A 13,166-nucleotide genomic window follows, 5' to 3' on the forward strand; every position below is an offset into this window, starting at 1 on the left:
GTTGACATGTAAGGAGGAACATATTTTGCGAGTTAAATATCATTTTCTGCCAAAACAGCAAGTAACATTTTGCAAAATCAACGATTCAGGTGAAGAGGCTTTGCATATTATGAATGAAACGGGATTTCGGGCAATCCCTGTATTAGCAGAAGATGAAAAGAAATTCATCGGGATTATTTATAAAGTAGATCTTTTAGAAAAGAAGTGTGAAAGCGGATTAGAGAAATTAAGTACGGAACATATGCTGGAAGATTCCTCTGCATTTATTTTTGAAAAGGATTCTTTTTTTAGAGCATTTTATGTTATTCGTCGACTTCCATTTTTAGCTGTGCTAAATGAATATAATGAATTTGTCGGTATCTTAACGCATTCCAATATATTTGATGTTATTGAAGATTCATTCGGTATGCGGACGGGTGGTTATATATTAACAATTGCAACACAAGATTGTAAGGGGACGATTAAAGAACTTGGGACATTGTTGAAAGCTTTTAATATCGGTGGACTATTTACGCTAGATAACGGTGATCAATATATCCGCCGCGTTATCGTAAATATAGCAGATGAGTTAAATGAAAAAAGATTGAAGCAATTAATCGAAAAAATAGAGAAAAAAGGATTCAGGGTGAGCCATGTAGATTATATTTAAGGTGGAAAGGAAAGGTACCAACTTGCAATATGCAGATTGGTACCTTTTTTAGTGTGAGTAATGAATCTTATTTTGAAACAGGAGGCGGAGATAATGCTAAATCAGATAAAAAAATAAAATCTGCATGTTCACGAATGCTAGGAATAGAAGACTCTATAACACGTGATGTAATTTCACCTGGAGGTCCGACGTGTCCGATAGCTACCATAATTGGTTTTTCTTGAAGTTTTTTAATGAGTAATTGGGCTTGTTTTGAAATATGTGCCGCTGTATAAACATCATCAAAAAATAATTGGTTTTCAATAATAGGCACTCCTAATTCTTTCCCGATTTTTGGGACAACACTTTTAGGATTTGTTTTGCTATCTAAATAAAATAAACCGTGTTTTTTACAAGCTGCAAGTATAAGCCTTACAATTCTTTCGTCCGCGGTCACTTTTGATCCCATATGATTGTTCATCCCAATTGCATGTGGTACTTCTTGAATCGCTTGTTCGAGTCGGTTATTTATTTCTTCGTCGCTTAAATCAGTTGTAATTGCTTTTGGTCCAAGCCATTCTTTTTTACCTTTAATAGGTTCCATAGGCATATGTATAATAACTTCGTGCCCTTTCTTATGAGCCGCTATCGCATCTTCCTTTGTGGAAGGGAGAAAAGGCATAACGGCAACAGTTAGTGGAATAGGGAGTGATAACATTTTATCAGTCCCCTTCATATTATTACCGAAGTCATCAATGACAATAGCGACTTTGTTTGTATGGGCCTTTGCTTGAACAGGAAATAAGAAGGCTGGTAAGAACATAGTAAATATAAGCAATGCAATCGTATATTTGCGCATATGAATATTTCCTTTCTATTTTATCCCGCTATTTGCGAGCGGTGAGGAATGAACAAAATCCCCAATGATTAAATTTCACTTTATCAATCATCATTATGTTTTGCGTTTTTATATAAATTAAACAAAAAATGTCGAAGAAAAGTATATGGAAAATAGAAAATCCGCTATTTAATTGGTATTTGTAAAAAAAGAAGATGAAAAAAATGTCTATTATTGCGAATGTATTTACAAAGATAGAATAATTTGTAATAATTCTCAAAGTGAGGGTAAAGATTTGTAAATTACAGGGAGAAAATGTTAAATTTTCTGATTCTTCAAATTCAAATATGATTAAGTAGTTAAAAGGCCGATGGAGAAGTGAAGTAGAGAGCATGGAAGTATAATAAGGGGGATATGAATGTTTACTGTAAAAAGGAAGTACACATTAGAAAAGCTTTCACGTGATATTCATATGAAACGTGAAGAAATGATTCAATTAGGTTTAACGAGTGGGTTAAATAGTATGGAGACGATTCAAGTGAGTCAAGAATTGGACAAGCTTATTTTACAGTACCAGTGTTATAAAGAAAAACAAACACCAAAATGGTTATCGATTATAAAGGTACCTATTTTTCAAATTGGGTATGAAGGGAAATCGAGTAATTTTTGGCGAATGCTTGTGGCGGGTTTTATGAAATAAGTATAATTACCCTTTTGGGAGAAGGATAATTATACTAAGTGTAACGGAATTTCGATATGAACTGTCGTTCCTTCGTTTTCTATACTGTCGATAAAAATATACCCATTGTACATCTCTACAATTCGTTTACATATGACAAGTCCAAGACCTGTTCCAGTATCTTTATTAGTAAAGAACGGATGAAAGAGGTGTTTTTGAATATGTTTTGGAATTCCTTTTCCAGTATCTTTAATTTGCAATTGTGCGTGTGTTTCATTGTTTGTTACGGAAATAGTTAGTGTGTCACCAGAAGTCATGGCTTCAATTGCATTTTTTGTAATGTTTAAAACCACTTGTTTCATATGGTCTTTTGAGCAACGGATATGAACAGGATGGTCTGGTAAATGTAAATGGAATACAATGTTATGTAGATTCGCCTCAGATTGAATAATTAATGCTACCTCATTTAGAATGTTTCTCACATCATATGTTTGTTCAATGATTGCAGTTGGCTTTCCAAGAATAAGAAATTCGCTTACAATTTCATTAATCCGTTCTATTTCTTGTTCGATGACGGAAAAATAGAACTGGTCTTGTTCATCTTTATATTTCTCTTTTAATAGAGCGACGAGTCCTTTAATTCCGGTAAGGGGATTACGGATTTCGTGGGCTGTACTAGCTGCAAAAGTGCCAACCAATTCAATTTTTTGTAGTTCATTTTGTTGTCTTTCCAGTTTTGTTTGACGTTTTAACAACATATATTGAGCAAGTAAAAATAAAATAGACATTAAAAATAAAGTAGCTATACACTCTATTGAAACCCACTGATATAATGTTTTTTGATGGATAGGCAATGGAGAAACAGAGACCTTCCAATTTAATCTTTGGAGAGGGGTAGTAAGCATATTAGAATGTGCATCACTTGTTTCGTTATTGTCATCGGTTAGAAAAACTACATCATATTTATCAGTTACCTCAAAGTGGTATTGTGGCTTAATGGCGTTTAAAGATGCTGAAATGTAGTCAAAGCGTAAACTTGCTAACAATAAGCCTGATAGCTCTTTCTGTTTATTGAAAATGGGAGAAGCAATCATAATAGCTTGATGTCCAAGAACACGATCTGTAATGACTGATGATACAGTTGTTTTCTTCGTCTGTAACGCGTCTTGAATATATTTACGATCTGAGACATCAACAGGTGGTCGGTCGCCTTCGGATGCGACTGTAATGATACCTTTTGGTGTAGCGTAATATAGACCAGAAAAACGTGCATCGTTTCCATCTGTATCATGTACAATTTGTTTCACACCATTTATATTTCCAGTCTCGGTTCCTACGACCTTTGAGAGCATTTCTAATGCGGAAATTGCTTCACCAAGGTGATGATCTAAATAGTCTCTATATAAAAAGAGAACCGTGTGAGCAGATAGTTTGTTTTCCTGCTTCATTTTATATGAATGATATGAATAAAATGTAGCGCCAATCCCTATCGTTGGTAGGATAACAAGCAATATATATAAAACTATACTGTGGAATTTGACTTTCAAATTTGGTACTCCTTCTTTTTTATTATCATTATATATAAACTATGTTAAAATTGTCATGTTTTTATTCAAGAATCATTCATAATATATTTGGGGAGAGGAAATGAATGAGTGAATACTCATTCGGAATTTACATGAAGTACTAAGCTGTTTTTTCTTTTTATTACTGAGAATTTAAGTGAAGGGTTGAAAGTTGTATGACATCAAATAATGAACGAGAAGATATTTCTCAATCTCTAAAAGTATTTATTGCATTATCTCGTGTACATCGTTCTGTTATGGATACTACAAATAAATCTATACAAAGTAACGGGTTAAATCCAACTGAATTTGCTGTATTAGAACTGCTATATCATAAAGGCGGTCAACCACTTCAGCAAATTGGTGAGCGCATTTTAATAGCTAGTGGCAGCATTACATATGTTGTAGATAAGCTAGAGAAAAAGGGACTAGTAAAGAGAATTCCGTGCCCGAATGACAGACGTGTTATTTATGCACAATTAACTGAGTCTGGAGAGAAATTTATTGCTTCTATTTTTCCAGGGCATGAGCAAGTTATACATCAGTCTTTTGAAATGTTAACGAAAGAAGAAAAGGATGAATTACTTGATCTATTAAAAAAGATTGGAAAGTATGAAAAGTAATAGTATGTTCCAAAGGAGCTTTGGATGATGAAATCCAAAGCTTTTTTGTTTACATATAATTATGACAGCATCTGCCGTATTTTGCTGAAGAATAAGAGGAGATTTGCAAGTAAGCATTGAATTATAGTAAGGATGCACATAATGGAGAGGAGGCTCGTTCATGTCATTTAAAGACTATGAATATAAACGGCCAAATATTGAAGAATTAAAAGAGAAGTTTACTGTTGCGTTAGAGAAATTTGATAACGCCAAAACGGTAGAAGAACAAAAACAAGTCATCAATTCAATTAACGAAATTCGCAACGACTTCGGTACAATGGGGAACCTTTGTTATATTCGTCATTCTGTTGATACGACAGATGTTTTTTATAAGGAAGAGCAAGATTTCTTTGATGAATTCTCTCCAGTTGTACAAGGATATGGTACAAAGTATTATCATGCGTTAATTCATTCTCCATTCCGTGAAGAATTAGAAGCATATTATGGAAAGCAATTATTTGCTTTAGCGGAGTGTGATTTGAAAACATATTCTGATGAAGTGGTGAAAGATTTACAATTAGAGAATAAATTGTCTTCACAATATACGCAGTTATTAGCATCTGCGAAAATTGACTTTGCAGGAGAAGAAAGAACGTTATCACAGCTTATTCCATTTATGCAAGGGAAAGAAAGAAGTGAACGTAAAGTAGCAAGTGAAGCATATTACGGATTTTTAGCTGAGAATGAGGAAGAGTTAGATCGTATTTATGACGAGCTCGTTAAAGTGAGAACGAAAATCGCCAAATCTTTAGGGTTCAAAAACTTTGTTGAACTTGGATATGCAAGGATGTACCGTACAGATTATAATGCGGAAATGGTGGCGAATTATCGTCAGCAAGTACTTGATTATATCGTTCCAGTTACAACGGAATTAAGAAAACGACAACAAGCACGTATCGGTGTAGAGAAGTTAGCGTATTACGACGAAAACTTTGAGTTTGCTACTGGTAATCCAACTCCAAAAGGAGATGCGGATTGGATTGTTAATCATGGGAAAACGATGTATAAAGAGTTATCGGCTGAAACGGATGAATTTTTCAATTTCATGCTAGATAATGATTTATTAGATTTAGTTGCGAAAAAAGGAAAAGCTGGTGGCGGATATTGTACATATATTGAGAATTATAAAGCGCCATTTATTTTCTCAAACTTCAACGGAACATCTGGCGACATTGATGTATTAACACATGAAGCTGGTCATGCTTTCCAAGTATATGAAAGCCGTAAGTTTGAAATTCCAGAATACAATTGGCCAACGTATGAAGCATGTGAAATTCATTCTATGAGTATGGAATTTTTTACATGGCCATGGATGAAGTCATTCTTTGAAGAAGATGCAGATAAATATTATTTCTCTCACTTAAGTTCAGCACTTCTGTTTTTACCATACGGTGTATCTGTCGATGAATATCAACATTATGTATATGAAAATCCAGAAGCATCACCAGAAGAGCGTAAGACAGCATGGCGTAATATAGAGAAAAAGTATTTACCACATCGTGATTATGAAGATAATGATTATTTAGAGCGCGGTGGATTCTGGCAACGTCAAGGGCATATTTATAGCTCACCGTTTTACTATATTGACTACACGTTAGCACAAATTTGCGCACTGCAATTTTGGAAACGTGCAAGAGATAATAGACAAGAAGCCTGGGAAGATTATGTAAATCTGTGCCAACAAGGTGGAAGTAAATCATTCTTGGAATTAGTAGAAGTTGCAAATTTAACATCACCATTTGCTGAAGGTTGTGTGAAAAGTGTCATTACAGAAATTGAAGCGTGGCTACATGCGATTGACGACACAAAATTGTAAAAAACATGCGCTTTTTTTCACATGTTTAACATCGACATAACGAGAAAATGATGAGATAATAAAAGAAAATTCAGAATACTAAAGAGGTGTTTCTAATAAGGAGCACCTCTTTTCACCAACAAAAAGGGGGGAAAGAAGTATGCTTCAATCTAATATGGATGTGAGTTTAGAAAGTTTGGTGAACTCGTTACAGTCTACCCGAAGCACGCTATTATCAGAAATTGAAATGTTAAATGATACAGAAGTGAATGTAAAGCCGCGCCGAGATAAATGGAGTATTATTCAAATTTTGCATCATTTACATTTAGTTGAACAATCTGTCACGTCTGCCCTTGTATATGCTTTACAAAAAAATGAAAGAAACACGACTCCATTTAAAGACCTCCAACTTACGCTTGATCGCACACATAAACGAGAAGCTCCTCAGCAGATGGAACCAACAGAAACGTTAATGAAAAAACAGCAAGGAATTCAATTACTAGAACATTCACGGCAAGAACTACTACACGCGCTTCATAGTGTAATAGATGAAAAAGATCTATTTGAAAATGGATTAAAGCATCCTGTTTTTAATGATCTGAATTTGTATCAGTGGGTTCAATTTCTTGATTTGCATGAACAAAGACATCTTACGCAGTTAAAAGAGGCGAAACACGCAATTTTACAGCGATAATTAGAAGGAAGTGGGAGACCACTTCTTTTTTGATACGTGCATAGTTTTCTTTCTTATTTTGGAATACTACATGGAGAAAGAAAAGAAGGAGTTGAAAAGTATGTCCAAGAAAAAGAAAGAAGAAGAGCGCGCTTGGAAAGCACGTAAAGAAAATCAAAAACCACATGGAAAAGTGAAAGCCTTTGCTGAATTAGTTGAAGGAACAGAAAAAACGTGATGATTTTTTCATCACGTTTTTTGTATGAGTGGAAAAGTTAATAAAAAGGTTGTACCAGTCCCTTTTTCACTTATAATATCAATTTTTCCATTCATAGCTTGCACAACGCTGAATACGACCATCATTCCAAGACCAGTCCCTTTGTCTTTTGTTGAGTAGAAAGGGGATCCAAGGCGTTTTACTTGTTCTTGATCCATGCCAACTCCTGTATCTTTTATATATAATTGAATATGTTTATGATCAGGAACTAATGTGAAATAAAGATCACCGCCTTTTGGCATGGCCTCAATGCAGTTTTTTAAAATATTTAACAAGCATTGATTTAGTTTTTGTTTTTCTCCCGCGATAAAAAAAGAAGTACTTTGCTTTATATAATGAGTACGCACATTTGCTAAATTAGCAAGCGGTGTAATTAGCGATAATGCATGTAATAGTTCTTCTTCTAACTGTAATCTTTGTTCTTTTTCAATACTTGGTTTTGCAAAGGTTAAATAATCTGTAAGAACATGGTTTGCTTGTTCGATTCCGTTGATGGCTATGTCGATATATAATTTTCGCTCTTGCTCAGTGCATGTATCTGATTGTAAAAGTTGTAAAAATCCTTTCGTTGAAGTTAATGGGTTGCGAATTTCATGAGAGATGGATGCTGCCATTTCACCAATTAAATGAAATTTTTCAGCATTCATAAGTTCGTTTTGTAGACGGACTTGAGTTTGTAATATGTGTAATAAATATAAAATAAGGATGGTACCAAGTATCGTACATAACTCATACACAATAATATGTGGTATATAATCAGCCTTATTTGTAACCTTTGAAAGGAAGAAAGGTATCCAACTAAATCCGTATGTGAGACTGTAGATAATAGCAAGTATTATTTTTATACGATTAGAAGTTCGATTGAAAAATTTGTATGTAAATAGTAGAACAATAAATAGAAGGATAGAACCGATAAGCGATGGGAAAACACCTATTCCTCCTAATAAGAAGCGGTATATATTTAATACCACTAATATTGATCCACCGGCAATAGGACCTCCGGTTAATGTACCGACAACTAATACGATATGACGCATATCAAATTGAAATCCATAATCTGTTTTTGCTGCGAAAGTGATACATAGTATAGTAACGAGGCAACATAATACAATAAATATAGCTGAATTTAATTTAGGAGAGCGTTTCCCTTTTTGATTCCAAAATAAATGGTATACGAGCATGGTAACAAGGATGAATAATATATTTAAAAAGAGATAAATAATAAAGGATTTCAGTGGGATGCCTCCTCTCTTCTCATATTAAATTAATCATACTATAAAATGAAAGAAATGAAATGAGAAATAGCGGAAAAATCAGAAATTTTTTCTGGTAGTATACAATATGTTACAATAAGCTTTGTCAATGAAAGAAGGAATTCCGTGCAATGCGCGGGAGAGGTTCGCGAACTCCCTCTATAAAAAACTATGGAAACAACAATATCTTTAGGTATTGTTTTGTTTTTTTATTGTGACAGTTCAAGAACGTTCTTTCTTCTTATTCGTAGTAGAGAAGGAGAATGAGTGAAATGAAAAAAGAAAAGGCAGTTGTTGTTTTTAGTGGAGGACAAGATAGTACGACATGTTTATTTTGGGCAATAGAGCAGTTTGCAGAAGTAGAGGCTGTAACGTTTAATTACAATCAACGTCATAAGCTAGAAATTGATTGTGCAGCGGAAATTGCAAAAGAGCTAGGAATTAAACATACGGTACTAGATATGAGTCTATTAAATCAACTTGCTCCAAATGCGTTAACGAGAACGGATATGGAGATTACACATGAAGAAGGTGAATTGCCATCGACGTTTGTAGATGGACGAAATTTACTATTCTTATCATTTGCTGCTGTATTAGCAAAACAAGTTGGGGCACGTCATATTATAACGGGTGTATGTGAAACTGATTTTAGTGGTTATCCAGATTGCCGTGACGTGTTTGTGAAATCGTTAAACGTTACTTTAAATTTATCCATGGATTATCCGTTCGTAATTCATACACCACTTATGTGGATTGATAAAGCGGAAACATGGAAATTATCAGATGAACTTGGAGCATTCGAGTTTGTTCGAGAAAAAACATTAACATGTTATAACGGAATCATTGGTGATGGTTGCGGTGAATGTCCAGCATGTCAACTTCGTAAAGCAGGATTAGATACGTACCTACAAGAACGCGAAGGAGCGAGTAACTAATGGATAACTTCTTTGGATTTCGCATCGTAGAAGATTTGCAAAAAATGGACAAGGATATTCAGCGTAAACAGCTTAAATATCATAATAAAAGAGTAATGGTCAGCAAGGAATTTACATTTGATGCAGCACACCATTTACACTGTTATGAAGGGAAATGTAAAAACTTACATGGTCACACATATAAAGTTGTATTTGGTATTAGCGGATATGTGAATGAAATAGGTCTTGCGATTGACTTTGGAGATATAAAAGAAATTTGGAAGAATGAAATAGAAATTTATTTAGACCATCGTTATTTAAACGAAACGTTACCAGCGATGAATACGACTGCTGAGAACATGGTCGTTTGGATTTACGAAAAGATGGCAGAAGCATTAATAAAAGATAATCGTGCGAACGAATATAAAGGAGCTCGCGTTGAATTTGTTCGTCTTTTTGAGACGCCAACTAGTTATGCGGAAGTAAGACGGGAGTGGATGCTCGATGAGTAAAATCTCTGTCTTGGAAATATTTGGTCCGACCATTCAAGGTGAAGGAATGGTTGTGGGACAAAAGACGATGTTTATCCGTACAGCAGGTTGTGATTATAGCTGTGCATGGTGTGATTCTGCTTTTACGTGGGATGGATCGGCTAAGGATCAAATTAGACAGATGACAGCAGAGGACGTTTGGAATGAGCTTGTAGAAATTGGTGGCGAAAATTTTTCTCATGTTACGATTTCAGGTGGAAATCCAGCATTGTTGAAAAATATTGAGTTTCTTCTTTCTATATTAAAAGAGAATGGAATGCGGACGGCAATCGAAACGCAAGGAAGTAAATGGCAAGATTGGTTACTTCAAATTGATGAGATAACGATTTCTCCAAAACCACCAAGTTCGGCAATGAATACTGATTTTCAAAAGTTAGATGCTGTTATTCAGAAACTAGCAGGAAAAGATATTAGTTTAAAGGTAGTAGTATTTGACGACTATGACTTTGAGTATGCAGTTAAGATGCACGAACGTTATCCAGATGTACCATTTTTCTTACAAGTAGGGAATGATGATACAAAAACAGTGGATGATGCGATGCTGATTAAGAAATTATTAGATAAGTATGAGTGGCTTATTGATAAAGCTGTAAACTGTAAAGAGATGAATGATGCAAAAGTATTGCCGCAGCTGCATGCGTTAGTATGGGGAAATAAACGCGGAGTATAATGAGAAGGGATGTTTAAAATGGCAGGAAGATTAGATGAAGATTTAAAAGATGTAACGTTACTAGGAAATCAAAATACAAAATATTTATTTGAATATAGCCCAGAAATTTTAGAGGTGTTTGATAATAATCATCCAAACCGTGATTATTTTGTGAAATTCAATTGCCCTGAATTTACAAGTTTATGTCCGAAAACAGGCCAACCAGATTTTGCGACAATTTATATTAGCTACATTCCAGAACAAAGAATGGTAGAGAGTAAATCTTTAAAGCTATATTTATTTAGTTTCCGCAATCACGGTGACTTCCACGAAGATTGCATGAACGTTATTATGAATGATTTAATTAAATTAATGGATCCACGTTACATTGAGGTATGGGGTAAATTCACACCACGTGGAGGGATTTCAATTGATCCTTACTGCAACTATGGTCGCCCAGGAACGAAATATGAACAAATGGCAGACTACCGCATGATGAACCATGATCTATATCCAGAAACAATTGATAATCGTTAATATATAATAGAAAGAAAGGATCTGTATGTTATACAGATCCTTTCTTTCTATTATATTATGCATTTTGATTAATGACAGTATAGTTTTTATGACTTACAACTGTAAGAGGTTCCATATCTAGTTCTCTAAAATTTTCCATAATTGTTATATCTACAATAACGGAGTTTTGATTTACTTTTTGAACACGGCCTTGCATTCCACCTTTAAATTCAATGATATCTCCAGTTTCTGCGATCTGCATAAGCAACTCTCCTTGTTACAGTTTTCCCAAAAAAGAATAATTTTGGGTTTTTTTTATTTCCTCCTATTTTGAACCATATTGTCCAGTTTGTAAATGTTTCCAAAGTAAAAATTCGAAAAATATTCACATTTTGTAAGAGAATATGCAAGAACTCCATGTTAATAGAAAAAAGAATGGTTTAAATGCGAACATCTTTATATAGGGTTATAATAAAAAATATACAATAACCTACTAAAGTGGGAGAAATTAGAGGCGGTAAAATGATGTTTGAATTTGTGGGGAGTGTTATAGCATTAACTTTATTTGTATTTTCTTATATAAATTTAAAAAAGATTCGTCATCATGAAACGACTACATATTTTGATGGGATGGATGGTATACATGCTGGGGTCACAAATGAGAGTGGCGGGGACATGTAAAGGTGTATAACTTTCTTTTTTTGCGTGGTATGATATTTAAAAATAGTACATAATAGAGTTCGTAAGTGATGAATGGAGAGTGGAAAGAATGAAGATTTCTTTTATTCGTCATGGTCGCTTAGATCGTACTATAGAACCAATGACGGTTACATCCTTTCATGAATGGATGAAAGGATATGACTTACATACTACAACAGAACAAGCAACTGTACCAATGGAAACAAAGGAAGCTGTTGAAGCAGCAAAATTGATTGTAACGAGTGATCAAAGGTGTGCTGTACAGTCAGCAGCTGAATTAATGAATTCTTTATCCTTTATGCAAAATTCTCTTTTTAGGGAAGCGGAAGTTCCGACGAGTTTTTATGCTCCGAAAGGGTTGAAGTGTAAACCTAACATATGGATGTTTATCGGACGAACATTATGGATACTTGGTTACCATAAAGATGTTGAGTCTTATAAGGAAGTAAGAGAGAGGGCAAGGCAAGCGGCTTACTTATTACATCGTTACGCCCTCGTACACGGAAGTATTGCTCTTATAGGTCATAATTACATTCATGCAATGGTTGGGGCGGAACTGAGAGCGATGGGATGGTCTGGTTCTCCTATTTTACATAGGAAGCCATGGGGATGTACAACCTATACATTCCACGAAGTGATGGGTGGTAATGCATTACATACAAATTTAACATAAAAGCACACGATTTATATAAATCGTGTGCTTTCTTTTTAAGATATAGAAACTTTGATGTTTAATGTTTTTACGAGATGTGCATAAGGTTCGCCTACGAGCATAACGATTTGATCTTTTTTATAACCTAGTTTCTCGTATAGTGAATAGGCACGTTTGTTTTCTAAATTAACAAGTAATGCAATTTTTTCATACACCTTTTCAGTTGCATGGATTTCAGCAGCTTCAATTAATTTAGAACCAATGCCTTTTCCGCCATATGCACTTGAAACTGATAATGTATCAATGTAATATTCATCAAGTTCAGCTTCTTTTTCTAACGTAATCGATTCATCTTTATGTAATTCTCTTAAGTAATGTACAATTGGTGTATCAAGCGTTGTTGCTTCACTACCGTGATAAGCGACAATAACCCCAACTGCATCCCCGTCTTGTTCATATACAAAACAGTTTTCGTAGCTCAGTCGATTTCTCTCTTTTGAGAACCATGTTTCAAGTCCTAGTAATACTTCTGTCTCAACTGTGCTACCAGTGATTTTTTCAGCAATTTCGTGCAGAGCGTTATACAATAAAGGCGCTACTAGCTTCGCATCTGTCTTTTTTGCTTTCCGAATCATAGTATCCCTCCTAGTTCTATTTGTATATTGTAGCATAGTGGTATGGAACTTTGCATAATTGAATGTCGAAATGTTTGATATAGAGAAGTAGCTATGTTAGTATATGATATTTAGTGGACATATAGTAAAGTGATATCGTTTGCGAAATATTGAAAATGAAATGAAGGTATAGCATCTGGA

Annotated in this window: 17 protein-coding genes and 1 riboswitch; of the genes, 12 read left to right on the forward strand and 5 right to left on the reverse strand. The window is 34.5% G+C overall.

Annotated features, from left to right (window positions below):
• Nucleotides 1–25 precede the first annotated feature (25 nt).
• Nucleotides 26–649, forward strand: coding sequence for a cyclic di-AMP binding protein CbpA (gene cbpA / locus PDL00_RS22030; protein WP_270731195.1), 624 nt, complete (start codon nt 26–28; stop codon nt 647–649).
• A 67-nt stretch (nt 650–716) separates the two neighbouring features.
• On the opposite strand, the gene PDL00_RS22035 is transcribed toward cbpA, so the two are convergent.
• Entirely contained in the window at nt 717–1,487 is a 771-nt protein-coding gene (locus PDL00_RS22035) for a divergent polysaccharide deacetylase family protein (protein WP_242252350.1), read from the reverse strand.
• A gap of 397 nt (nt 1,488–1,884) precedes the next feature.
• On the opposite strand from PDL00_RS22035, the gene PDL00_RS22040 reads away from it, so the two are divergent.
• A complete protein-coding gene (locus PDL00_RS22040; protein ID WP_000495532.1) occupies nt 1,885–2,166 on the forward strand; it encodes an aspartyl-phosphate phosphatase Spo0E family protein in 282 nt (93 codons plus the stop codon).
• A 29-nt stretch (nt 2,167–2,195) separates the two neighbouring features.
• Here PDL00_RS22040 and PDL00_RS22045 read toward each other — a convergent pair whose 3' ends face one another.
• Nucleotides 2,196–3,692 (reverse strand): DUF3149 domain-containing protein, encoded by a 1,497-nt coding sequence (locus PDL00_RS22045; protein WP_242252352.1) that lies wholly within the window; start codon nt 3,690–3,692, stop codon nt 2,196–2,198.
• A gap of 194 nt (nt 3,693–3,886) precedes the next feature.
• On the opposite strand from PDL00_RS22045, the gene PDL00_RS22050 reads away from it, so the two are divergent.
• The 4 genes from PDL00_RS22050 to PDL00_RS22065 all read left to right on the forward strand — a co-directional run bounded on the left by PDL00_RS22050 (nt 3,887) and on the right by PDL00_RS22065 (nt 7,078).
• Complete coding sequence (locus PDL00_RS22050) at nt 3,887–4,333, forward strand: MarR family winged helix-turn-helix transcriptional regulator (protein ID WP_242252362.1); 447 nt, start codon at nt 3,887–3,889, stop codon at nt 4,331–4,333.
• A gap of 160 nt (nt 4,334–4,493) precedes the next feature.
• The gene (locus PDL00_RS22055) at nt 4,494–6,188 is read left to right on the forward strand and encodes a M3 family oligoendopeptidase (RefSeq protein ID WP_242252365.1); all 1,695 of its coding nucleotides are present in this window, start codon (nt 4,494–4,496) and stop codon (nt 6,186–6,188) included.
• A gap of 139 nt (nt 6,189–6,327) precedes the next feature.
• On the forward strand, nt 6,328–6,861 hold the full coding sequence (locus PDL00_RS22060) for a DinB family protein (RefSeq protein WP_242252367.1): 534 nt from the start codon (nt 6,328–6,330) through the stop codon (nt 6,859–6,861).
• A gap of 100 nt (nt 6,862–6,961) precedes the next feature.
• The gene (locus PDL00_RS22065; protein WP_000038254.1) at nt 6,962–7,078 is read left to right on the forward strand and encodes a DUF6254 family protein; all 117 of its coding nucleotides are present in this window, start codon (nt 6,962–6,964) and stop codon (nt 7,076–7,078) included.
• Nucleotides 7,079–7,089: 11 nt separating this feature from the next.
• On the opposite strand, the gene kinB is transcribed toward PDL00_RS22065, so the two are convergent.
• Nucleotides 7,090–8,298: a sporulation sensor histidine kinase KinB gene (gene kinB / locus PDL00_RS22070; RefSeq protein WP_270731197.1), complete on the reverse strand. Its 1,209-nt coding sequence runs from the start codon at nt 8,296–8,298 to the stop codon at nt 7,090–7,092.
• A 207-nt stretch (nt 8,299–8,505) separates the two neighbouring features.
• A riboswitch (PreQ1 riboswitch) is annotated at nt 8,506–8,549 on the forward strand.
• Between the two features lie 93 nt (nt 8,550–8,642).
• Here kinB and queC point away from each other — a divergent pair.
• Genes queC through queF form a run of 4 tightly spaced genes read left to right on the forward strand, consistent with a single transcriptional unit; the run spans nt 8,643 to nt 11,021 of the window.
• On the forward strand, nt 8,643–9,305 hold the full coding sequence (queC, locus tag PDL00_RS22075) for a 7-cyano-7-deazaguanine synthase QueC (protein ID WP_242252388.1): 663 nt from the start codon (nt 8,643–8,645) through the stop codon (nt 9,303–9,305).
• On the forward strand, nt 9,305–9,796 hold the full coding sequence (gene queD, locus PDL00_RS22080; protein WP_242252396.1) for a 6-carboxytetrahydropterin synthase QueD: 492 nt from the start codon (nt 9,305–9,307) through the stop codon (nt 9,794–9,796). The genes queC and queD overlap by 1 nt, the downstream gene beginning before the upstream one ends.
• The gene (queE, locus tag PDL00_RS22085) at nt 9,789–10,505 is read left to right on the forward strand and encodes a 7-carboxy-7-deazaguanine synthase QueE (protein WP_270731198.1); all 717 of its coding nucleotides are present in this window, start codon (nt 9,789–9,791) and stop codon (nt 10,503–10,505) included. The genes queD and queE overlap by 8 nt, the downstream gene beginning before the upstream one ends.
• Before the next feature lie 18 nt (nt 10,506–10,523).
• A complete protein-coding gene (queF, locus tag PDL00_RS22090; protein ID WP_000918895.1) occupies nt 10,524–11,021 on the forward strand; it encodes a preQ(1) synthase in 498 nt (165 codons plus the stop codon).
• A 55-nt stretch (nt 11,022–11,076) separates the two neighbouring features.
• Here the strand turns inward: queF and PDL00_RS22095 are convergent, their stop codons facing one another.
• Nucleotides 11,077–11,262 carry a YkvS family protein gene (locus tag PDL00_RS22095; RefSeq protein ID WP_001165081.1) on the reverse strand — a complete coding sequence of 62 codons (186 nt, stop codon included), beginning with the start codon at nt 11,260–11,262 and terminating at the stop codon, nt 11,077–11,079.
• A 263-nt stretch (nt 11,263–11,525) separates the two neighbouring features.
• Between PDL00_RS22095 and PDL00_RS22100 the strand changes: the two genes are divergently transcribed.
• Both PDL00_RS22100 and PDL00_RS22105 read left to right on the forward strand, forming a co-directional pair.
• Nucleotides 11,526–11,681 (forward strand): hypothetical protein, encoded by a 156-nt coding sequence (locus PDL00_RS22100; RefSeq protein WP_063261962.1) that lies wholly within the window; start codon nt 11,526–11,528, stop codon nt 11,679–11,681.
• 88 nt (nt 11,682–11,769) lie between these two features.
• Nucleotides 11,770–12,372: a histidine phosphatase family protein gene (locus PDL00_RS22105; protein WP_270731199.1), complete on the forward strand. Its 603-nt coding sequence runs from the start codon at nt 11,770–11,772 to the stop codon at nt 12,370–12,372.
• A 35-nt stretch (nt 12,373–12,407) separates the two neighbouring features.
• Here PDL00_RS22105 and PDL00_RS22110 read toward each other — a convergent pair whose 3' ends face one another.
• A complete protein-coding gene (locus tag PDL00_RS22110) occupies nt 12,408–12,986 on the reverse strand; it encodes a GNAT family N-acetyltransferase (RefSeq protein WP_063261904.1) in 579 nt (192 codons plus the stop codon).
• Nucleotides 12,987–13,166 lie beyond the last annotated feature (180 nt).

The organism is Bacillus cereus group sp. TH152-1LC (genome assembly GCF_027710505.1).
In the GTDB taxonomy this organism is placed as follows: Bacteria; Bacillota; Bacilli; order Bacillales; family Bacillaceae_G; genus Bacillus_A; species Bacillus_A mobilis.

What these genes read in the sequence shown, in the direction of transcription:
- PDL00_RS22055 (WP_242252365.1), top strand. Translation starts at nt 4,494, where the DNA reads ATGTCATTTAAAGACTATGAATATAAACGGCCAAATATTGAAGAATTA.
- PDL00_RS22110 (WP_063261904.1), bottom strand. Translation starts at nt 12,986, where the DNA reads ATGATTCGGAAAGCAAAAAAGACAGATGCGAAGCTAGTAGCGCCTTTA.
- queF (WP_000918895.1), top strand. Translation starts at nt 10,524, where the DNA reads ATGGCAGGAAGATTAGATGAAGATTTAAAAGATGTAACGTTACTAGGA.
- PDL00_RS22105 (WP_270731199.1), top strand. Translation starts at nt 11,770, where the DNA reads ATGAAGATTTCTTTTATTCGTCATGGTCGCTTAGATCGTACTATAGAA.
- PDL00_RS22100 (WP_063261962.1), top strand. Translation starts at nt 11,526, where the DNA reads ATGTTTGAATTTGTGGGGAGTGTTATAGCATTAACTTTATTTGTATTT.
- queC (WP_242252388.1), top strand. Translation starts at nt 8,643, where the DNA reads ATGAAAAAAGAAAAGGCAGTTGTTGTTTTTAGTGGAGGACAAGATAGT.
- PDL00_RS22095 (WP_001165081.1), bottom strand. Translation starts at nt 11,262, where the DNA reads ATGCAGATCGCAGAAACTGGAGATATCATTGAATTTAAAGGTGGAATG.
- PDL00_RS22035 (WP_242252350.1), bottom strand. Translation starts at nt 1,487, where the DNA reads ATGCGCAAATATACGATTGCATTGCTTATATTTACTATGTTCTTACCA.
- PDL00_RS22065 (WP_000038254.1), top strand. Translation starts at nt 6,962, where the DNA reads ATGTCCAAGAAAAAGAAAGAAGAAGAGCGCGCTTGGAAAGCACGTAAA.
- PDL00_RS22040 (WP_000495532.1), top strand. Translation starts at nt 1,885, where the DNA reads ATGTTTACTGTAAAAAGGAAGTACACATTAGAAAAGCTTTCACGTGAT.
- PDL00_RS22060 (WP_242252367.1), top strand. Translation starts at nt 6,328, where the DNA reads ATGCTTCAATCTAATATGGATGTGAGTTTAGAAAGTTTGGTGAACTCG.
- queE (WP_270731198.1), top strand. Translation starts at nt 9,789, where the DNA reads ATGAGTAAAATCTCTGTCTTGGAAATATTTGGTCCGACCATTCAAGGT.
- kinB (WP_270731197.1), bottom strand. Translation starts at nt 8,298, where the DNA reads ATGCTCGTATACCATTTATTTTGGAATCAAAAAGGGAAACGCTCTCCT.
- queD (WP_242252396.1), top strand. Translation starts at nt 9,305, where the DNA reads ATGGATAACTTCTTTGGATTTCGCATCGTAGAAGATTTGCAAAAAATG.
- PDL00_RS22050 (WP_242252362.1), top strand. Translation starts at nt 3,887, where the DNA reads ATGACATCAAATAATGAACGAGAAGATATTTCTCAATCTCTAAAAGTA.